19 protein-coding genes and 1 pseudogene are annotated in these 20122 nt (G+C 57.7%); 5 read left to right on the forward strand and 15 right to left on the reverse strand.

The window, feature by feature from the left end; all coding sequences use genetic code 11:
* Nucleotides 1-14 precede the first annotated feature (14 nt).
* Complete coding sequence (locus QA644_RS26325) at nucleotides 15-1271, reverse strand: polysaccharide biosynthesis/export family protein (protein WP_283073886.1); 1257 nt, start codon at nucleotides 1269-1271, stop codon at nucleotides 15-17.
* A 388-nt stretch (nucleotides 1272-1659) separates the two neighbouring features.
* Here QA644_RS26325 and QA644_RS26330 point away from each other — a divergent pair, with 388 nt between their 5' ends.
* The 5 genes and pseudogenes from QA644_RS26330 to QA644_RS26350 all read left to right on the forward strand — a co-directional run.
* Entirely contained in the window at nucleotides 1660-2973 is a 1314-nt protein-coding gene (locus tag QA644_RS26330) for a UDP-N-acetylglucosamine 1-carboxyvinyltransferase (protein ID WP_022717752.1), read from the forward strand.
* Nucleotides 2970-4004 (forward strand): UDP-N-acetylmuramate dehydrogenase, encoded by a 1035-nt coding sequence (murB, locus tag QA644_RS26335; RefSeq protein ID WP_283073887.1) that lies wholly within the window; start codon nucleotides 2970-2972, stop codon nucleotides 4002-4004. The genes QA644_RS26330 and murB overlap by 4 nt, the downstream gene beginning before the upstream one ends.
* The gene (locus QA644_RS26340) at nucleotides 4004-5002 is read left to right on the forward strand and encodes a glycosyltransferase (protein WP_283073888.1); all 999 of its coding nucleotides are present in this window, start codon (nucleotides 4004-4006) and stop codon (nucleotides 5000-5002) included. The genes murB and QA644_RS26340 overlap by 1 nt, the downstream gene beginning before the upstream one ends.
* A gap of 56 nt (nucleotides 5003-5058) precedes the next feature.
* Nucleotides 5059-6501 carry a lipopolysaccharide biosynthesis protein gene (locus QA644_RS26345; protein WP_283073889.1) on the forward strand — a complete coding sequence of 481 codons (1443 nt, stop codon included), beginning with the start codon at nucleotides 5059-5061 and terminating at the stop codon, nucleotides 6499-6501.
* A gap of 217 nt (nucleotides 6502-6718) precedes the next feature.
* Nucleotides 6719-6882: pseudogene (locus QA644_RS26350) on the forward strand (MFS transporter); the annotation flags it as partial.
* Between the two features lie 79 nt (nucleotides 6883-6961).
* On the opposite strand, the gene dhaK reads toward QA644_RS26350, so the two are convergent.
* The 14 genes from dhaK to QA644_RS26420 form a co-directional block, all read right to left on the reverse strand.
* On the reverse strand, nucleotides 6962-7957 hold the full coding sequence (dhaK, locus tag QA644_RS26355; RefSeq protein ID WP_194731230.1) for a dihydroxyacetone kinase subunit DhaK: 996 nt from the start codon (nucleotides 7955-7957) through the stop codon (nucleotides 6962-6964).
* Nucleotides 7958-8016: 59 nt separating this feature from the next.
* The gene (locus tag QA644_RS26360) at nucleotides 8017-8427 is read right to left on the reverse strand and encodes a hypothetical protein (RefSeq protein ID WP_074071795.1); all 411 of its coding nucleotides are present in this window, start codon (nucleotides 8425-8427) and stop codon (nucleotides 8017-8019) included.
* Between the two features lies 1 nt (nucleotide 8428).
* Nucleotides 8429-10036, reverse strand: a complete 1608-nt coding sequence (locus tag QA644_RS26365) for a putative PEP-binding protein (RefSeq protein WP_283073890.1) — start codon at nucleotides 10034-10036, stop codon at nucleotides 8429-8431.
* On the reverse strand, nucleotides 10020-10364 hold the full coding sequence (locus QA644_RS26370; RefSeq protein ID WP_283073891.1) for an HPr family phosphocarrier protein: 345 nt from the start codon (nucleotides 10362-10364) through the stop codon (nucleotides 10020-10022). Before QA644_RS26370 ends, QA644_RS26365 begins: the two co-directional genes overlap by 17 nt.
* Nucleotides 10364-10765, reverse strand: coding sequence for a dihydroxyacetone kinase phosphoryl donor subunit DhaM (gene dhaM, locus QA644_RS26375; protein ID WP_074071798.1), 402 nt, complete (start codon nucleotides 10763-10765; stop codon nucleotides 10364-10366). Before dhaM ends, QA644_RS26370 begins: the two co-directional genes overlap by 1 nt.
* Entirely contained in the window at nucleotides 10762-11376 is a 615-nt protein-coding gene (dhaL, locus tag QA644_RS26380; protein WP_074071799.1) for a dihydroxyacetone kinase subunit DhaL, read from the reverse strand. The genes dhaM and dhaL overlap by 4 nt, the downstream gene beginning before the upstream one ends.
* Before the next feature lie 28 nt (nucleotides 11377-11404).
* A complete protein-coding gene (locus tag QA644_RS26385) occupies nucleotides 11405-13060 on the reverse strand; it encodes a dihydroxyacetone kinase subunit DhaK (RefSeq protein WP_283073892.1) in 1656 nt (551 codons plus the stop codon).
* A 51-nt stretch (nucleotides 13061-13111) separates the two neighbouring features.
* Entirely contained in the window at nucleotides 13112-14119 is a 1008-nt protein-coding gene (locus QA644_RS26390; RefSeq protein ID WP_283073893.1) for an ABC transporter ATP-binding protein, read from the reverse strand.
* Nucleotides 14112-15209 (reverse strand): ABC transporter ATP-binding protein, encoded by a 1098-nt coding sequence (locus tag QA644_RS26395; RefSeq protein ID WP_283073894.1) that lies wholly within the window; start codon nucleotides 15207-15209, stop codon nucleotides 14112-14114. The genes QA644_RS26390 and QA644_RS26395 overlap by 8 nt, the downstream gene beginning before the upstream one ends.
* 3 nt (nucleotides 15210-15212) lie before the next feature.
* Nucleotides 15213-15425, reverse strand: coding sequence for a hypothetical protein (locus QA644_RS26400; RefSeq protein ID WP_283073895.1), 213 nt, complete (start codon nucleotides 15423-15425; stop codon nucleotides 15213-15215).
* The gene (locus QA644_RS26405; RefSeq protein ID WP_074071804.1) at nucleotides 15422-16375 is read right to left on the reverse strand and encodes a carbohydrate ABC transporter permease; all 954 of its coding nucleotides are present in this window, start codon (nucleotides 16373-16375) and stop codon (nucleotides 15422-15424) included. Before QA644_RS26405 ends, QA644_RS26400 begins: the two co-directional genes overlap by 4 nt.
* Nucleotides 16372-17337: a sugar ABC transporter permease gene (locus tag QA644_RS26410; protein ID WP_194731223.1), complete on the reverse strand. Its 966-nt coding sequence runs from the start codon at nucleotides 17335-17337 to the stop codon at nucleotides 16372-16374. Before QA644_RS26410 ends, QA644_RS26405 begins: the two co-directional genes overlap by 4 nt.
* A 101-nt stretch (nucleotides 17338-17438) precedes the next feature.
* Nucleotides 17439-18764: an ABC transporter substrate-binding protein gene (locus QA644_RS26415; RefSeq protein ID WP_194731222.1), complete on the reverse strand. Its 1326-nt coding sequence runs from the start codon at nucleotides 18762-18764 to the stop codon at nucleotides 17439-17441.
* A gap of 245 nt (nucleotides 18765-19009) precedes the next feature.
* Nucleotides 19010-20122 carry an ABC transporter permease gene (locus QA644_RS26420; RefSeq protein WP_074071807.1) on the reverse strand — a complete coding sequence of 371 codons (1113 nt, stop codon included), beginning with the start codon at nucleotides 20120-20122 and terminating at the stop codon, nucleotides 19010-19012.

Here is a 20122-nt window from a genome sequence, read left to right on the forward strand (position 1 = left end):
CGCTCCTCGGATTGTTACATGCCCGCGATCGAGACGGCGACGACATCCCCCGGAAGCAGCTCCGTGAATGGCGCACCATCGATCACGGTATTGACCCCGCTCTTGGGGCGGCGAACCTCGTAAGTGAAGGAGATCTGGTCGCGATTTCTTTCGTCCGCGGCTACCGAAGCAATGAGATAGAACTGCTCTTCGGCGGATTGACGCGTGGATTCGAGCTTCTTGATCGCCGCTTCGCGCTCCTGGAGCTTCAGCAATATGTCTTTCTCCCGATCTGCCTGCAGTTTCGCGAGTTCCAGCTTGAGATTACCGAGTTCGCGTCTCGACCGGGACGTCTCCGCGTATATCTCCAGAAGCTGGGTTTTCTCATTCGAAGTCGTATTCTTGACCCGCGCGATCTCGGTCTCCGTATTCAGTTCGCGTTTGCGTAGCGCGGTCACACGTTCAAGATCTCGCTCGTTCATCTCGACGACGCCTTTTTGCTCGGTTTCAAGCTGAGCGAGAATCTTCAAGCCTGCTTCTGTTTCGGCAATCCCTTGTGTCAGAATCTGGATTTGAGCCTGTGTCGTGATCAGATCGGTCTTCAGGATCTTCTCTTCGATTTCGAGCACGCTCTTGAGAGATGTTCTTTGGAGATAGGGGCGAGCGCTTTCTGGAGCGTCTTGCAAATCTATGGTTTCGGCACCGCGTAACTGGGCGACCAAACGCGCTGCATAAATCGCTTCATGGACGATTTCCACCTCGGCGCCGTCCATCACCCCACGCAATCTCGCGCGAGCCATGATCTTGTCAGCCGCACTCGACGCCGCCGTCAAAGTTCCACCTGCAAGGCCGACAGCCTGTTCGACCGTCAAGCCCGGATAAAATGGAAAGGATCCGGGGTTTTTGACCTCGCCCAGAACAAAAACCGGCTTGTAGGTCGCTATGTTCAAAGCAATTTTAGGATCGATCAATATCTGCCGATTCTTGTATTCGGTCCGTAATTTTTCCAGCGCCTGGTTAACACTGAGCCCGCCGATCTCAACGCCGCCGACCAAGGGAAATTGCGCAGCCCCATCCGCGTCAACTGTCAACAGGACTGGCAGTAGGGCGTCGTCAAGAAAATCAAAATTTACGACGTCTCCGGGCTGCAGCTGGTAAACCTCTGATCGCGTATCAGTCGCGACCGCAACAAGCATTGCAATGGCGACCCAAATAGCCCGGCGAGAAGCATTGCGTTCGCCGGAAACTGCGCCGCTTTTCACCCAAGGATGAGCTGACATCATGTCCCCCATTGACGCACTGGTTGTCGCGCAACCGACGTGGATTCGATCTCTATCTAAGAAAGCTGTTACTTTTAACGTCAAGTAAATAAATGTTAAACGGCGCACTAGATATTATTGAAGCGTCTATATAATTTGGGCTATAAAATGTTAATCCTATAGCCCGTCAGTATTATATTCGATTAGATGCGTTAGGTCTGCAAGTCAATTTAAAAGTGTATTTATTGTATCGCATTATTCGATTTTAGGAAATGTTTATTGCTTTTTAAGGTTAGATTTTTTGCCAGTAATATTCTAACATGAGGATACGGCGTTATACCTGCGACCAGCTGATGCGCATTACTGATGCTCTGTTGAATCCTAGCCAGTCGATATCGAGAGCTTCACCAGGAGTTGAGAGATGCTCATTGAAACCAAAGCTGAGTTGGGAGCGTATCAGCCACTTTCTCAAACACACAGCGAACGGCAAGTGTCGAAATATCGCGTCCATGCGTCCCGCCTCGAAGGGGAAGTCTTAGTCAGTGGAGCGAAGAATAGCGTCTTGCGTCTTCTCGCAGCCTCGCTGCTGACATCTGGTAAAATCGAGATCTCGAATTACCCCACGATGCTCTTGGACGCCCAAGTTCATCTTGGGATGCTGGAGGCTCTTGGAAAGCATTGCGTTGTCGACGGCGACATTGCCTATATCGAGGAAATTGTTCCCCCGCCGTCGGAGTTGGTGTGGAGGGGTCGCTCAATTCGCAACACACTGTTGATATTGGGTGCCCTAACGGCTCGTACCGGGAGAGGCTCTGTGCCGCTGCCGGGTGGCTGCAAACTCGGCGAACGAAAGTATGACCTGCATGTTATGCTTTTGGAGGCACTTGGTGCGACCGTTACAGAAACAGACACCTATCTCGAAGCCTATGCACCGAAAGGTCTGACAGGCGCCGACATCCGTTTGCCGATCCGCTCAACCGGCGCTACCGAGAACGCTCTTTTGTGCGGGGCATTGGCCCGTGGTGTTACGACCGTTTGGAACCCGCATATCCGTCCTGAAATAATCGATCTGATCTCCATGCTTCGAACGATGGGCTCGAAGATCAAGGTGTTCGGTCAGGAGCGTATCGAAATTGAAGGTCGAGAAGGGCTCACAGGTGTTCGACATAGGGTCATTGGCGACAACATGGAAGCTCTAACGTGGTTGGTCGGGGCGTGTATTACGAACGGCGACGTTGAGATCCATGGCTTTCCGCTATCGGACTTGGAGGTCCCCCTCATACACCTCAAGGAAAGCGGCGCGCGTGTCTATACTGGTCAAGAGAGCATAATCGTTCGCGGCGGCAACTGTTATCCTGTGGAGATCAGTACGGGCGCCTATCCAGGGATAAATTCGGACATGCAGCCTCTCTTTGCAGCGTTCGGCGCTATGTCACGCGGAGAGAGCAAGATAATTGATTTGCGCTTTCCGGGACGCTACCTCTACGCGGAAGAGATGGGTTTGATGGGACTTGACTATTCCATCGAGGATAATCTCCTGCGCATTCGCGGCGGCACCAGGTTGCGTGGCGCGGAAGTTACAGCACGTGATCTTCGCGCAGGCATCGCCCTGACGCTGGCCGGTCTCGTCGCCGACGGAGAGACGGTCGTGCGCGATGCCTGGCAAATAGAACGTGGCTACGATCGATTCATCGAGAAAGTTACATCGCTGGGTGGGGACGTCCTCGCCGAATGAAGACAGGCGGAAATGGCGCGTTGGTCACCGTGGAACTGACTGTGAACACTCCGAAGATATCAACCAGGAATATTTCGTCGCTTCTCGGGAAAATCAGGAACGTTGAGATTTCAACTCAGGTCCCGCTGAAGTACGTCGGGCGATGGCAAATTGGCGGGCCGGCTGACGTCGTGGTCGAACCGCTCGATGCGCGCGCGGTCAGCGAGGTTTTGCAGTGCCTCGGTGCGGAGAAAGTGCCATTCTTGGTGATTGGCGATGGCACGAACCTACTCTTTGATGATGCAGGTTTTCGAGGTGTTGTTCTGCGGATCGGCCGTAGAATGTCGCAGATTGCAATCAACGGTACACACGTCGTCGCTCAAGCCGGAATCTGGACGCCTGTTTTTGCCCGAAAAGTCGGATGTGCGGGATTGACAGGTGCGGAGCATACGGTGGGAATTCCTGGAACGCTGGGCGGCCTGGTTGTTATGAACGGTGGCAGCCAGAGAAAGGGGATCGGCAGCAACCTAGTAAGGGCAACCGTCGTCGACATTGATGGCAAGGTGAACATCTTGGATCGAAATGCATGTGAATTCTCATACAGAAAATCCAACCTGCAGCGGCCGGACCTGGTTCTCCTTGAGGCAGCTTTTGAGTTTGCCACCGCCAACGAGGCGGACGTGCGAAGGAGGATGATTGAAATTATGGTGTCGAGACGAAAGAAATTCCCCCTTCGCCTCCCAAACTGCGGCTCCGTTTTCCTCAGTGACCCCAAGATGTATGACGTGGTTGGCCCCCCCGGAAAAGCGATCGAGGATGCTGGCTTGCGGGGACGTCGCATAGGTGGAGCTCAGATTGCCCCCGGTCATGGTAACTTTATCGTTAACCTCGGCGGTGCAACGAGCTCGGATGTGCTGGGCCTGATCGATTTAATAAGAAGGACGATTTTTGAACGAAGCGGCTTTTTAATGGACTGCGAAGTTCGTCACGTTCGTCCCGACGGACTGCTCCAACCAGCTCATCTTTCGGTTCAATCAGGAAAGTGGATTTGATGCCTCGCGTGGTCGTCGTGTCCCCATACTACAACAGGGCTCATTTGGTCGATGAGACTGTCAAGGCAATTCGTGATCAGACATATCAGGATCTCGAGGCTTACTTCGTTGACGATGGGTCGCAAGACGGCACCTATCATGCACTTTTGAAATATAAGTCGGATAAAATCCGCGTTTCGACGCAACGCAATGTAGGGTTCACGCGGACTATGATTTCGACTATCGCTTGCACGGATAGCGAATTCATCGCGGTGCAGGGATCAGGCGATATATCCTATCCAACGCGGCTGCAGAGCCAGGTTCGATTTTTAGACGAGAATCCCGACGTCGTTGCAGTGGGCTGCTATCGGGAAGTCGTATCAGACATAGCTTCGAGGAGTTACGTTGTTAAGCCGCTCGTCCATAAGGATATAAAAGTACAACTCTTTAACGGCAATCCTTTTTCGCAGGGCGAGGTCCTTATGCGGCGCTCTATATATGAAAGAGCTGGGGGATATAGACCATTCTTCGTATATCGCCAGGATCTCGATCTGTGGCTGCGCATGACGGACTATGGGAGTATGGCCGTCGTTCCCGAGATTTTATACAAGGCTTGGAAGCGCAAGGATTCCGTAACCGGCGATCCGCGCAAGTTAGCAGTGGCGATGAGCTGCAGAGATTTCGCCTTGTATTGTGCGCGAGAGCGCATGGCAGGGAGGCCCGATCCCTTGGACACGAATGGGCCGATTTCCGCGTTGATGCGGCCGCGGTCAAAGGATCTTGCGACGAGCCTCGCCTCAGAGGCCAGGCGGCGAGCCTTAATTGGGCTGGAAGATGATGCAAGGCATTTGCTAAAGGCAGCTTTTAACGAGAAACCAGTCATCTCAGCTTGGTTTACGCGCGTCATTTTATTCGCTCCGTGGCTGAGGCCACTGGCTCCACTTGCCAATCGTCTTATGCGCCTACTCAAAGGCTGGGCGGCAGCGCCCCGCGCGGACAGGGCCGCTCGATCTAGATGATTTCGTCAGAGCCCGAAAACAAAGGTCTCAGTCACAAAGTCCGATCCGAGGTCGCGATGACCTCGATATTCCAAGGCGCAGGCATAGCGATCGACTTGGCTTACATGGCCATTCTATCACGCCTACTGTCGCCAGCGGATTTTGGCATCATGGCAACGGCGATCTTGTTCCTCTCATTTTGCAATCTTCTGCGTGAAATCGGAATCGGCGCGACGATCGTTCAATTGCCAAGCCTCACAGAAGTTGAGCAGCGGACGGCACTGACGTTAGTGCTGATCTCGTCGGCCATTCTCTTCCTTTTGGCGCAGGCTTGTGCTGCGCCATTTGCGCGATTCATGAACATGCCCGCTTCAGAAGATGTTGTTAGAGTATTGTCGTTCATCATCATCGTTCAAGCATTTACCTCCATATCTGAGGGCCTGCTCTTACGCCGACTGGAGATGCGCCGTATCCGAATGAGCGAGATTGCGGCCAAGACACTCGCATACGGCACGACCGGCATCGGTTTGGCATTCGCGGGCTTCGGATATTGGGCCCTTGCCGCGGCATCGATATGTGAGGCCAGTTTCCTGTCCTTCGTTCTGGTTTATGCTGCTAAGCCGAACCTTCGACCGATATTTGATAGCCAATCCACCCGTCGCCTTATGGGAATGGGATCTGGCTTTACTGCATCACGTGTAATCAACTTTATCGCGCTTCGCGCAGACATCACCATCGTCGGCCGATCTTTGGATGCAGTTCACCTTGGACTCTACTCACGAGCATATCGTCTCATGAGTCTGCCGACGGACGTTTACGCCCGTATAGCGGATCGGGTCGTTTTTCCTGCGATGGCGCAAGTGCAGTCTAACCCAGAGCGGCTCAAGAAGGCATACCTGCGAGGCGTTAGTCTAACCGCTCTTTTTGGAATGCCAATGAGCGCGGTGATCTATATTCTCGCTCCGGAAATTGTTTTGTCTCTGCTCGGCAAGCAATGGGAGAAGGTAATCCCCGTGTTTTCCTTCCTCGCTATCGGAATGTACTTTAGGTTGGCTTCACGAGTGAGCGGGTCTCTGCTGCGCGCAACGGCGGCCATACGCGCGCTCATACTATCGCAAGCAGTTTATGCGTGCCTGACAGTATGCGGCACTTTGTTGGTTGTAGAGTATGGACTATCAGCAGTGGCGACAGCAGTGGGGCTTGCAATTTTTGTATATTTTTGCGTAATCACCGCGTTTGCCTGCCAAGCGGCCCGCGTCTCGCTCATGGAGTTAATCATAGAGCATCGATACGGTATGCGTGTATCGGCTATGGTTGGCATTCCTTGCTTTGTCATCGCTTACGTGCTGCGGCTCGAAAATGCGCATGCGAGCATCGTACTATTTTCCGAGATCTTGTTTCTGGGCCTCTTTTCGCTTTGCTTCGCATATCGCATGCCGATCAATCTAATTGGCAAAGAGGGTGCTGAATTTAGCGGCCACATGCGCAGTGCAATTCGTTCAATGCTGCGCTTCGGTTGAAATGATCCACCGTCCTTGTGGCGCGTCTTTCGCCTCCAGAAGGCACATGACGACTGCCTGCCATCAGCCGGTTCTGCGCTGTTGCGGTGGGTCTATGCCGCAAAGCTCAAACCCGCAGCCTAACAGAACCGCTTGGGCTTCACTCGCCGTAGATGCCAATTCCAATGGTGGCAGTGGCGACGTACATACAGAATAAAACGGCTACCCCTTGCTGCCCGCATTCTTCGCGCCGATGATCGCAATCACCACCGCATGGTTCGAAAAGATTCGCAGCCTTGCCGTTTCCCTGGTCTCAGCCGGCCTGGGGGTGGCGCCGATGACGAACTCGCCCCTTTCTCGCGCTGGCTGATCTCGGCCTATGACTGGCGGACAGCGATGCTCACGATCGCGACGGATGCCTTCCCTTGAACACTGCGCCGAGGGTACACGGCGGGGGGCGTAAGACAGCGGCATGCCCCTGTCACGGCGACAAATGCAGCGCTGCCGTTGCCACCGGCGAGTCCCATAGAGCGATCTCGTCGTCGGTCAGCAAAGCCAGTGTGACCGACAGGCCCTGCATATCGAGCGAGGTGACATAGGTGCCAACCAGCGCGCGTTCGATGTGAATCAGCCGCTCTTCCATGAAACGGTGAGCTGCGTTGTAAGCAAGGTAGAGTTCGGCCGGCGGCGTGCCGCCGAGGCCGTTGACGAAGAGCAAGGCCTTCGTATCCGGCTGGATGGAGATGTCTGCGGAGATTGTTTCGCACAGATGACGGATGATGGCGTCGGCGGCCAGGAGGCGTTGTCTCGAATGGCCCGGCTCCCCATGGATGCCGACGCCCATTTCCATTTCGTCCGTGTTCACTGAAAATGTCGTGCGCTGGATCTGAGGTATCGTGACTCCGCTAAGCGCCACCCCCATTGTCCGGATACGTCCGTTCAGCCGGTCGCCGATCCGCTTCAATTCCTCGAGCGGCAGGCCCCGTTCCGCAGCCGCACCGATGATTTTCTCGACGACCAGTGTGCCTGCAACGCCGCGGCGTCCTCGGCCTTCGCCGGTTCTCCCCGTCTCGATATCGTCGCTGACGATGACAGTTTCGATCCTGTGCCGGTGGGCGGCCATTTCTATCGCCATCTCGAAGTTCATGATGTCGCCGTCATAATTCTTGATGATGAGCAGGCATCCGGCACCTGTGTCCGCCTCCTCTATGGCGCTCACGATCTGATCGGGCGTCGGCGAGGTAAAAATATGCCCGACGCATGCCGCATCCAGCATTCCCTTGCCGACAAATCCGATATGCATAGGTTCATGACCGGCGCCCCCACCGGAGATGAGTGCGACCTTACCTGGTGTGAAGTGTCGACGGCGGACGCATTTTCGCCCTGCGCCGAACACGACGAATTCCCCATGGGCGCGCACGAAGCCTTCCAGGCTTTCGGCGACCATGGTTTCCGCAGTGTTCATGAACTTCTTCATCCAGCCCTCCCCAAGGCGGCGATATGTTTGCGGTCCTCAGCCGGTCCGCGAAATGCCGATCAATCCGTTCCTCCGGAAAGCGCGGCGATCTTCTGCACCAAATCAGAGATCGCCTCCTCCAGCAGGCGGTTCTTCCTCTCGTCGCCGAAATCCGGAACCATGATGGAAAGTTGCCGCAACTTTTCGGAATAGCCAAGCTCCGGAAGCTTTCCCGGATGCGCCGTTTGATAGGCGTTCAAGAAACGCTCCTGTTCGGTGGCACTGAAGTGGCAAACTCGAAAAATCGTCGCCAGATGCCGGGCCGGCAGCGGTGTCGCATAGGTCGGGCTTGTGATCTGCGTAACGAAGCTTCGGTGTTTTCCGAGCTCCGTGGCAAGCCGCTGGCGTGTGCCGGAGGGGCGATTGTCGATGATCTGCGCCAGGATGGACTTGTAGGCGATAATGGCGTCTTCGGTGTCGTCGCGCGCCATTTTACTCTCCGGCCGCCTTTGTTCCATCGGCTCTCAATCCCACAATCGCCGATCTTATCGCGGGAAGCTGTACGGGCGCCACGGAAAAGTGCCGCAAGCCGATCGCCAGCAATCCCGGAAGCCATTGCGGATCGCCCGCGATGTTTCCGCAGATGCTGACAGGTTTGCCGCCCTTTGCCGCAAATTGCATCGCTCCTTCAAGAAAACGAAAAAGCGCCGGCATGGTAGCACTGTCAAAGATCGTCGAGTTGGCCCCGTCGCGAGAGGAAGCGGCGAGATGCTGTGTGAGGTCATTGGTTCCGAACGAAAAGAAATCCGCGGTTTCAAAGGTGTCCAGCATCAGTGCAGCGGCCGGCACTTCCACCATCATGCCGATCGGAGGGATGAGGTGAGGCATGCCGCGTTTGGCGAGCCGCACGGCTTCCTCCCGAAATATGCTCCGCATCTCGTTGATCTCTGACGGAAAGGTCACCATTGGCAGCATCACGCGAAGATCGCCGTGGACTGCGGCACGCAGCAGGGCGCGTGTCTGAACGCGGGCAATTTCTGGGTGTGCGAGCAAAAGCCGGATGCCCCGCAGATCCGTTTCGGGTCCGGCAGGCGGCACACCGAGCCCGGCAAGCGGCTTGTCGCCGCCGATATCCAGCATGCGGACTATCACCGGCTTGCCTGCCGCCCATTTCAGGACGTGACGATAGATGACAATCTGCTTCTCTTCGCTCGCCGCATCCGCGACCGACGAGACCGCAAATTCCGACCGCATCAATCCAATGCCTGCCGTCGTCACCGGCTCAACTGAGTCCAGTTCGGCCGGGTCGTTGACATTGATCGACAGCAGGATTCGCGTACCATCGGCCGTGCAGACCTCACCATTGTCACAAGGACCTGCATCCGTGAACCTGGAAATCGATTGCGGGGAAGCAGATTCGGCGCCTGCACCGTCGGCATGGACGGTGACTGCGCCGCTGTCGGCATCGACACGAATATAATCGCCTTCCGAAACGGCGAAACGCCCAGCGTTGACGACCATGGGGATCGATTTCGCCCGTGCGAGCAGCGCGACGTGGCCGATGGCACTGCCATTGAAGAGCGCGATGCCTCCGCCCCCCGACCAATCATGTGCCAGGAAGCGGCTCGGCTCCATATCCCTGCCAACGAAGATCGAGCCGGCCGGAAAGTCCGCGATGGGTGTTCCGGCCAATGCGCAGAGCACACGGTTCTTGATGTCCAGGATATCGACGGCGCGCGCCCGCACCTGCTCTTCGTCTGCCGTTTCCAATTCGCCGATGTAGTCGTCGAGCGTACCCGCCCATGCGAAGACGATATTTTCTCCGGCATTCATACGCGCTTCAGCCGTCTCCGCTATCGTCGGGTCGCGAAGAACTTCGATCTGGAAATCGATGATGTCCCGGCTTTCGGCGTCCGACCTCCCGGCAAGGGCTTCAAGCTCGCCGACCGATGCTTCGATTGCGTCGATGAGCGACTGATATCCTGAAGCGGACTGCGGTTGAGACGAGGGGGTGGCACCAGGCAGTTCCGCTACATGCACCGGTCCGTAGGCGACGCCGGAAGAAGCGCTCGTTGCTTTCAGGTTATGCCGTTCGGCCATGTTTCTTGTCCTCGTCGAAATTGCGTTCGACGAGTTCCTTCAATTCCTTGATTGCCTCTTCCGCCAGAATGCCGTCAGCTCTTATGCGTAGAACCGATCCCTTGCGGATTCTGGCGCTCATGATCTTGATAATGCTCTTGCCGTTCAGCCAGACATCGCTGCCGTTCACCGCGACTTCGATCGAACATGGGAACGACTTTGCGAGCCGGGTGAATGTCACGGCCGGGCGCGCGTGCAGTCCAACGCCATGGCTGACTTCCACGTCCGTCTGGCAGCTGACATGCAATCGTTTGGCCTCCGTCGTCTCTATTCGCAATTCACTGCTCATCAGGGTGAGAGCTCCTCGGCTGTGGCGACGACTTTTGCCAGCGAAGCACCGCCGGAGGCTTCCGCCGCCGCGATGACGGCGCCTTCCACCAAAGGAGCGTTGCAGATCGCAACGAGCGCCGACCGCGGCGTGCCGAGCATCTCGATCGCCATCTCGCTGTTCGTTTCCGCCCCGCCGAGATCGACGAAGACGGCGACGCCTGCATTCGACCAGGCCGCTTCAATTGCCCGCAGGATGCCGCCAGCGTCGGTGCCGAGCTCTCCGCGAACATTGCCTCCGGACCAGGCGAGCGGCACGCAGTCACCCACCATCTGCCGCACCATGTCGGCAATACCTCGTGCGACCAGCGGCGAGTGGGAGACGATTACGATTCCGACGTTTGCGGTAGTTCCAGTCGTCATACTCGATCGTTCTCCCCGAAATAATGGCAGATAGCCGTGGTCAAAAGCGCGCAGCTGGATGCACCCGGATCAACATGACCGATCGAACGATCGCCGAGATAAGACGCGCGGCCGCGCATGGCCTTCATGGCGGCGGTCAGATTGGCGGAGAGTTCGGCGCGCCGCGCGACATCGATCAGCGTCGAAGATTGGGCAAGCGCATCCTGTACCGGATAGAGCACGTCGAGCAGCGTCTTGTCGCCTGCATGCGAACGTCCGCGCCTTGCAACCGCATCGATCGCCTTTTTCAGCACGATCGGAAAATCGGCAGTCCCGTCCCGGGCGCGCAGCTCCCGGCCGATTTCCATCAGCAATGTCCCGTAAAGAGGACCCGCAGCACCGCCGACATTCATCACCAAAGTCATTCCTATCTTCTCCACGGCATCGGGGAAGGGGAGGCTGGAAAGGGCAGCCCCTTCCGCGCTCACCGCCTCGCATCCGCGCTGCATGTTGCTGCCGTGGTCGCCATCGCCGATCGCGCAATCAAGCGCGCAAAGATGATCGGTGTTTGCCGTGATGACCGCCCGGCAAGCTTCGATCAGTCCCAAAACAAGCACCGGTTCTGCCTGCACCTCGCATCCTCCCAACGGCGGCGCGTTTTTACGCCATGGCTGTCGCCGCAATGGCTGCCGCGACCTCGAATGCGCCCGCGACCGCCACCGCACCGGGATCCGGCACGCCTTCCAGATCCTTCTCTCCGACATACGAGGCGCGTCCGGCCTTTGCCTTCTTCATCGCCTTCGTCGACTCCGCACCTGCCACGGCCGCCTTCGCGGCCGCCGCGACGCTGCCGGAGGTGAGGGCTGCGAGCGCCGGGGCCAGCGCATCGACCATCGTGCGGTCGCCGATCCCGGCTCCACCATAAAACGTCATCCGATCGAGCCCGGCAAGAAGGGCCGCGGCGATATCGGCTTTTACCGCCATAGCCTTGGCTGCGGCGGTAAAGAAGATCGACAGCAGAACGCCGCTCGAGCCCCCCATGCTGATACTCAGAATGTCGCCGACCGTAGCCAGGGTGGCGGCGGGCTCCTTGAGCGGCAAAGTGTCGATGCGGGCAAGCACGCTGCGAGCGCCGGTTGCGACCGTGGAGCCAGTGTCTCCGTCGCCAACGCGGCCGTCCAAACGGTTGAGCTGGCTTTCGAGCGAGATCAGGTGCTCGCAGAGTGCTGTTATCAGGCGACGGCTCGGGTCGTCGTCGCTGGCCACGGCTGTTCCATTCGGATTGGCGCCTGTTTGGGGAGCCGCAATGACCTTGATCCCATGATGTTCGACTGCAGGTACCCAGGCATGGGGTTCGACCGGCGCCGTCAAAGCCGCCTCGCGGGTGCCATCCAACCGGATCAGCGAGAGCGAGAAACCATTCATGTTGAGCGCCGTCATCATTGGCGCCGGCCCGATAATCAATTTGACGCAGCGTGCGAAGGAGGAAGACAGGACGGTATTGGCGATCACGCCCATTTCGAGGGGCGGGACGGCGCCAAGATTGTTGATGAGCAGGGCGTGGCTTCGCGAATCGTCCACCTTTGCGGCAAGCCGCTCGGTCATAGTGGCAACGATATCGGCGACCGGTTGGAGTGCGATACGTTCGGCGCCTGGTTCCCCATGGATACCAAGGCCAAGTTCGCCTTCGTTCGCGCCAAGGCGGTCCTCATGCGACTGGCCGGGTACACTGCAGGTCGAAAGCGACATCCCGAGCGAGACGATGTCGGTTGCTGCGGATGTAGCGTGTGCGGCGACCGTCTTCAGATCCGATCCGATCTCGGCGTAATATCCGGCAATCTTGTGAATGAACAAGGTGCCGGCGACGCCGCGCGGTTGGTTGATATGCGGGATCGCGATGTCGTCCGCAACAATGACCATCTCAACGTCGAAACCTTCGGCGCGAGCCTTTTCGGCGGCGAGGCCGAAATTCAAGCGATCGCCGGTGTAGTTCTTGACGATCAACAGGGCTCCCCTGGGTCCGGTAACGGCGCGGATCGCCGTCAGGACCGCGTCGACGCTTGGCGAAGCAAAGATCTCGCCGGATACCGCTGCCGTCAGCATGCCCTTGCCGACGAAACCGGCGTGCGAAGGCTCATGTCCCGCACCGCCGCCTGAAATGATTGCCACTTTCGAATGGCCCCAGTCCGCGCGCAATATCACCTTGATTTCGGGGAATGTGTCCAGACGGGCAAGGCGGTCCGGGCCGCTTGTGAGCAGCAGGCCGTCCAGAGCTTCTGTGACGATGTCTTTCCGACGATTGAAGAAATGTTTCATTGATTGAGACCCGTCTGTTTTTGCATGCCTGCCTTGGTTCAGTTTCTTCGTTCAAGCGAGCCGCTGTCCGCTCGCGTCGAAATAGAGCGGGTCGCGGAGTGTAAGATTAATCCTGTCGCCCGGTCTGATTGAGAGATATGGATCCGCAAGCGTGACGAGCTTGTGATCACGAACACGGATATGCAGATGGTTCTGGTCGCCCAGGTGCTCGATCCAGTCGACCTCTGCGTTTGCATCCTTGCCGACGATGATGTCGAGATGCTCAGTGCGTGCGCCGATTGTCTTCGTACCCTTGGGAGGACTTCCGCCAGGAAGTAGATCGGCAGGCAGCAGGTTGATATGCGGTTGTCCGAGACGGGCTGCGACATGAAGGCTGGCGGGATTGCCGTAGATTTCCCGAGGCGTGCCGACCTGCAGGAGCCTGCCTTCCGCGACAATGCCGATGCGGTCCGCCATCGTCATGGCCTCCACCTGGTCGTGGGTCACATAGAGAAGGGTCGAGCCCAGTTCCTTCTGGATGCGCTTGAGTTCCAGCCGAAGCTCCGCCCGAAGCTTGGCGTCGAGAGACGAAAGCGGTTCGTCCATGAGGTAGATTGCGGGTTCGCGCACCAGCGCCCGGCCGATTGCGACGCGCTGCATCTCTCCGCCGGAAAGACGGGTCGAGCGGTTTTCCAACTTATGATCGATCCTCACCATCTGCGCAATCTCGCGAACGCGCCGATCGATCTCGTCGTTGCTCAACTTTCGAACCGGCGCCCTAAGAGGAAAGGCAAGGTTTTCGTAAACCGTCATATGCGGATAAAGCGAATATTGCTGGAACACGAAAGCCACGTCGCGCTCGGCCGGGGATTGGCCAGCGACGTTGCGGCTGCCGATCTCGATACGGCCGCTATCGGGCCGCTCTAGGCCGGCGATCAGGCGAAGCGTCGTCGTCTTGCCGGCCCCAGTCGGCCCCAGCAGCACGACGAATTCGCCATCGCGGATCGCAAGATCGAAGTTGCTGAGCGCCTGCGTGTCGCCGAAACGCATGTTGAGGTCTTTGAGAACGACATCAGCCATGCCGGACCTCCGAATAGAGCGATGAAGGGACCGCACGGCCCGACTGGCAGTCGAAGAGCGCAAGATTGACAGGGTTGAATTCGAGACCAACCGTTTCGCCGATGCGAAAGTTACGGTTTGCCGGAACGCGGGCTTTGATCAATCCGCTGCGGGTTTCGATGGCCACGATCTGATTTGTTCCAAGATACTCGCTGCCATAGACGGCGCCGCGCAGGGCGGAGACATCGCTGAAGCGGATGTGCTCCGGCCGCACGCCAAGCGCCAGCTCGCCTACCCTCAAGTCCTGGTGAACCTCGGGAACGGCGACATCGACGCCATCAAGAGAGATGGATCGGTCTCCCTTCTGAAGGCCGGAGGTAAAGCGCATGAAATTCATCGGCGGAGAGCCGATGAAGTCCGCGACATACATGGTCGCAGGCTTGCTGTAGATTTCCTGCGGCGTCCCGAACTGCTCTATGACGCCATGGTTCATGACGGCGATCTTGTCGGCCATCGCCATCGCCTCATGCTGATCGTGCGTAACGTAAACCGTCGTCGCGTGGATGCGGTTGTGCAATTCTCGCAGCTCATGAACCATGACCTCGCGGAATTCCGCATCGAGTGTACCGAGCGGTTCGTCCATCAAGAAGCATTTCGGGCGCCGAACGATGGCGCGGCCGAGCGCCACGCGCTGGCGGTCGCCACCGGCAAGCCCGGAGACGGACCTGTCGAGAATATGGTCGATCTGCAGCAGGCGGGCGGTCTCCTGGACGCGTTCACGTATTTCCGCTTTCGGCATCCCTTGAGACAGCAACGGAAAGCCGATGTTCTTGCGCACATTCATGTGCGGATAGAGCGCAAAGAGCTGGAAGACAAAGGCAATGTCGCGGGCGCTGGCGCGATTGAAGGTGACGTCCTCGCCGTCGAGGTATATCTTGCCGCTGGTCGGCAGTTCGAGGCCGGCGATCATGCGAAGGGTGGTCGTCTTGCCACAGCCGGATGGCCCGAGCAGGGCGAGAAACTCGCCGTCAAGGACGACGAAGCTCGAGCCTTCGACCGCAGCGAAGCTACCGAACTGCTTGCGGATATTTTCTACTCTGATCTCCGCCATGGTTCACTCCGCAAATTTCGAGACGATGATGAACATCGCTGTTCCTATAAGCAGTGTTACCAGCGAGTAGGTGTAGAGCACCAGCAGGAAGGGTTGGAACAGCATAAGGAAACCTGCCGCAATCACCACCGTTGCGATGTTCTCCATCGGACCGCGTTGCAGGAAAAAAGGCCGTTTCGGACGGGCAGGGCGGGGCGTTTCGATCAGGTGCGTCATTTGCGGACCGCTCCGAAGGTGATGCCGCGCAGCAGCTGCTTGCGCAGGAGAATGGTGAAGACCAGGATCGGGATCAGGAAAATGGTGGTTCCCGCTGCAACGGCCGGCCAATCCTGCCCGCCTTCGCCGATGATTGTCGGGATGAATGGCGGTGCGGTCTGCGCGCTGCCCGATGTCAGAAGTGCGGCGAAGGCATATTCGTTCCAGGCGAAGATCAGGCAGAAGATGGCGGTTGCGGCGATGCCGGTCGTTGCCTGCGGCAGCACGACCTTCCGGAAGGCCTGCAGCCGGGTGTAGCCGTCGATCATCGCGGCTTCCTCGTATTCACGCGGAATCTCGTCGATGAAACCTTTGAGCAGCCAGACGGCGAGCGACACATTGACCGCCGTGTAAAGCAGGATCATCCCCAATGCCGTGTCGGACAGCCCAAGCTCCCGGTACATCAGGTAGATCGGGATCGCGACGGCGATCGGCGGCATCATGCGCGTCGACAGGATGAAGAACAAAAGATCGTCGGCGAGCGGCACCCGGAAGCGCGAGAAGCCGTAGGCGGCCATCGTGCCGAGCAAGACGGCGAGAAAAGTAGATCCGAACGCGATCACCAGCGAATTGACGAAGCGCGGCAAGAAATTCGAGGGGCCGGCGATCACCATGTTGCGCTTGCGGGTCACCTCATCGCAGGTGCCCGTCGGCTCGGGCAAGGAAGCAATGTATTCAGGCGTCTGCCGCGTTCTCGTGGTCAGAAGATTGCAATAGCCTTCAAGCGACGGTGTGAAGACGATCTTCGGCGGATAGCTGATGGAATCAGGCGGCGACTTGATGCTGGTCAGGAAAATCCAGACCAGCGGTATTAGAGTGATCAGCGCGTAGAGGATCACGATTGCGCCGGCGATTCGCTTGCTGGTGAAGCTCGGCTCAACGACCGAATGGGCGGAGTTCGCGGAGCTCATCGTTGCTTCACCTTGTTAAGAGCCTTGACGTAGATGTTGGCGAGACCGAACACCGCGACAAAGAGAACGATAGCGAAGGCGGAAGCGCGGCCGGTGGCCCAGCTCTCGAAGGCCGCGCGCTTCAGCGTGATCGAGGCGACCTCCGTAACCGAGCCTGGTCCGCCGCCGGTCAAAAGCGTTACCATGTCGAACATCTTGAAGTTCTCGATGCCGCGGAAGAGTACGGCGAGCATGATGAAAGGCAGCGCCATCGGCACCGTGATCGACCAGAATTGGCGCCATGCCGAGGCACGGTCGACCTCCGCGGCCTCGTAGATATAGTCCGGGATCGAGCGCAAGCCGGCGAGGCAGATCAGCATCACATAGGGCGTCCACATCCAGGTGTCGACGATGATGATCGCCCAAGGCGCAAGCGAAACGTCGCCGAGCATCCGGATATCCGACGTCGGAATGCCGCTGAGCCAGGAGACCGCATAGGCGAAAAGGCCAATCTGCGGCTCGTAGAGAAAACGCCAGAAATTGCCGACAACAGCCGGAGACAGCATCATCGGGATCAGGATGACGGTCGTCCAGAAGGCATGGCCGCGAAATTTGCGGTCGATCAGGTAGGCGAGTGTGAAGCCGATAACGGTTTGCAGGACGATCGTCCAGAAGACGAAATGCGCTGTCGTCTGCATCGCCTGCCAGATGTCCGGATCGGTTAGGACGCGCTCGTAATTTCTCAAACCCACCCCTTCGACAGCGGCATTCGGCCGGTTGGCCCGATAGTTCGTGAAGGAAAGATAGATTGCCCAGATGAGCGGAAAGATGTTGATCGCGAGCAGCAGGACGATGGCCGGCGCGATAAACAGCCATGCTATTGCTCGATCGGACAGGCCGCGGACGCGCCGGACCACGGAAATCGGCGTTACCTTTGCGGTCGCATCCGCTGCCTTCTCGACGATGGAATTGGAGATGTTCAAGATGTCACCTGGTCTCTGCGTATGTGAGACATCATGCGGCCCGGCTCCTTTGCCGATCCGGGCCGCCGTCCAGACAAGAATTCCGCGTGTCCAGCCGGACACTAGATCTTGCCGTCGTCCTCGAACACTTGGGTCCAATCCTTCACCAAGCCGTCGAGCGCTTCCTGAGCGGTCCCATTGCCGGCGACCACATAATTATGGACCCGTTTCTGCATGGCCTGGAGAAGCGACGCGTAGCTCGGTTCGGCCCAGAAATCCTTGACAATCGCCATGGAGTCCAGGAACGCCTGAGCGTAGGGCTGGCTGCCGGCGAAGCCGGGCGCGTTGACGACGGAATTCAAGCAGGAGAAGCCGCCGAGCTCCCACCACTTGGCCTGCACATCAGGTTGTGCGAACCACTTGATGTACTCAAGCGCGGCGTCCTTCTTGTCGGAATAGGAGACAACCGAGATACCTTGTCCGCCGAGTTGGGCAAAGTGCGCCTTCTCGGCAGGATTCGGGAAGAAGCCGATGCGATCGCCGCCGACTTTCTCGTCCTTGTAAAGGCCGGGCCAGGTAAAGGCGAAATTCATCTGCATGGCGACCTGGCCGGATTTGAAGGCATCCGCGGATTCGACCATGTAGACGTTTGAGCTGCCCGGCGGCGTGCAGCAATCAAACAGGGACTTGTAGAATTCAAGGCCCTTTACCGCGTCCGGTGAATTGACGAAGCCTTCCATCTCGTAGGGCTTCTTGGGGTTGTCATATTGGAAGCCCCAATCATAGAGGACGTTGGTCACGCCCATGGTAATGCCCTCCGAGCCGCGCTCGGTATAGATCGAAGCGCCGTAGACGGTCTTTCCGTCGATCTCGCGCTTCTGGAAGAATTCGGCAATCTGCTTCAGTTGATCATAGGTCTTCGGCGCGGCGAGATCCCAGCCATATTTCTCCTTGAATTCCTTTTTCAGTTCCGGACGCTCGAACCAGTCTTTGCGGTAGGTCCAGCCGACCACGTCGCCCATGGCCGGAAGCGCCCAGTAGTTCGGGGTATTCTTCGGCCACTCGGAGTAGCCGACGACTGTTGCCGGCACGAAGTCATCCATCTTGATGCCTTCCTTGTCGAAAAAGTCGTTGAGTTTGACGTAGTGTCCATTCTCCGCTGAACCGCCGATCCACTGGCTGTCGCCGATAATCAGGTCGCAGAGCTTGCCGTGAGAGTTGAGTTCATTCAGAAAGCGGTCGGCATAGCTCGTCCATGGGACGAACTCGAACTTCACCGTCGTGCCGGTCTTGGCCGTGAAGTCCTTTGACAGTTCCACGAGCGCGTTGGCTGGGTCCCAGGCGGCCCAGCAGAGTGTCAGTTCATCGGCTATTGCAAGATTGGGCAAAGCCGACGACAGCATGAGCGCCGAGGCCAGCCCGAGAAGGGCTTTCGATTTCTTTTGCATAAGTTCCTCCAAAGGCCGGCTCCCACCGGCGTCGCAACTTCACCCACTTCTAAGGAATGCTCACATGAACTCCTCAATTCATGTTTAGCAATGTGTTTAGTAAAACGTATTTTAGTAAACAATGCAAGCGGCAAAATCGCCGCGGTGCATGCCTTCGCGCCTGCGCCGACCGAAGGGTGTCGTAGCTGCACTAAAGGAAGTGCCGCAGGGACAATGTCAGGGCTTTAGGAGACGTTTCGAAATGATCATTCGAGCCTTCTGCGAAACAGCCACGAGGCTGCGCTTAAGGTTCCGGCAGCAATCACGCAAAGCGGCCATGTCTGGTGCCACACCTCCATGAGGGGAATGTCTTTGAGGAAGATGCCTTTTACAATCACCAGGAAGTAGCGCAGCGGGTTGATCAGTGTGACCGGCTGCAGCCAGTCGGGCATGTTCTCGATCGGCGTTGCGAAGCCGGAAAGAAGCATAGCCGGCACCATGAACAGGAAGGCGCCGAGAATTGCCTGCTGCTGAGTCATCGACAAGGCGGAGATGAAAAGCCCCAGACCGGCGACCGATGCGAGATAGAAGAGCGAACTGCCGTAAAGAAGCAGCAGCGAACCGCGCAGAGGCACGCCGAAGATGAAGATCGCCGCTAGGATATAGACCGTCATGTGAAAGAGCCCGATTATCATCGGCGGGACAAGCTTGCCGATCAGGATCTCATGGGTGCGAAGCGGCGAGACCATCAACTGGTCGAAGGTGCCGAGCTCGCGTTCGCGAGCGATCGAAAGAGCGGTGACGATAAGCCCGATGAGCAGCGCAATGCTGGCGATCAGGTTCGGCACCATGAACCATTGGAAGATCAGGTTGGGATTGAACCAGTTGCGCGGCACTGTCGTGACGGAACGGACAGCTCCTCGGACACCTGCAGGCGTCTCAGCGGATAATGTCGCGACAATCTGCGTGAGATATCCCGAAACGATCTGCGATGCATTGGAGCGCCGGCCGTCAAGAATGACCTGCAGATCGGCCGGCTCTCCCGCCTCGATCCTGCGTGAGAAATCGGCACCAATTTCGATTGCGGCGGTTACCGTCTGGCGATCGATAGCATCCCGCACGCTGGCTGGCGTGCCGGCGATGATCACCTTGCGGAATGTCGGCGAACCCTCGATGCGCCGCACGAGTTCTTGCCCCCAATAGCCGCTGTCGCGGCTGAGTAGCATCACATCGACATTTCGAACCTCGAGCGTCGCTGCATAGGAAAAGACCAGGAGCTGCACGATCGGCGGACCGATCAGGATGGTACGGCCTCTCGGATCGCGCAGTACGGCCAGCAGTTCTTTGACAATAAGCGCTTTCAGACGCGTCCACCACAT

Source organism: Rhizobium sp. CC1099 (assembly GCF_029714385.1).
GTDB lineage: Bacteria > Pseudomonadota > Alphaproteobacteria > Rhizobiales > Rhizobiaceae > Rhizobium.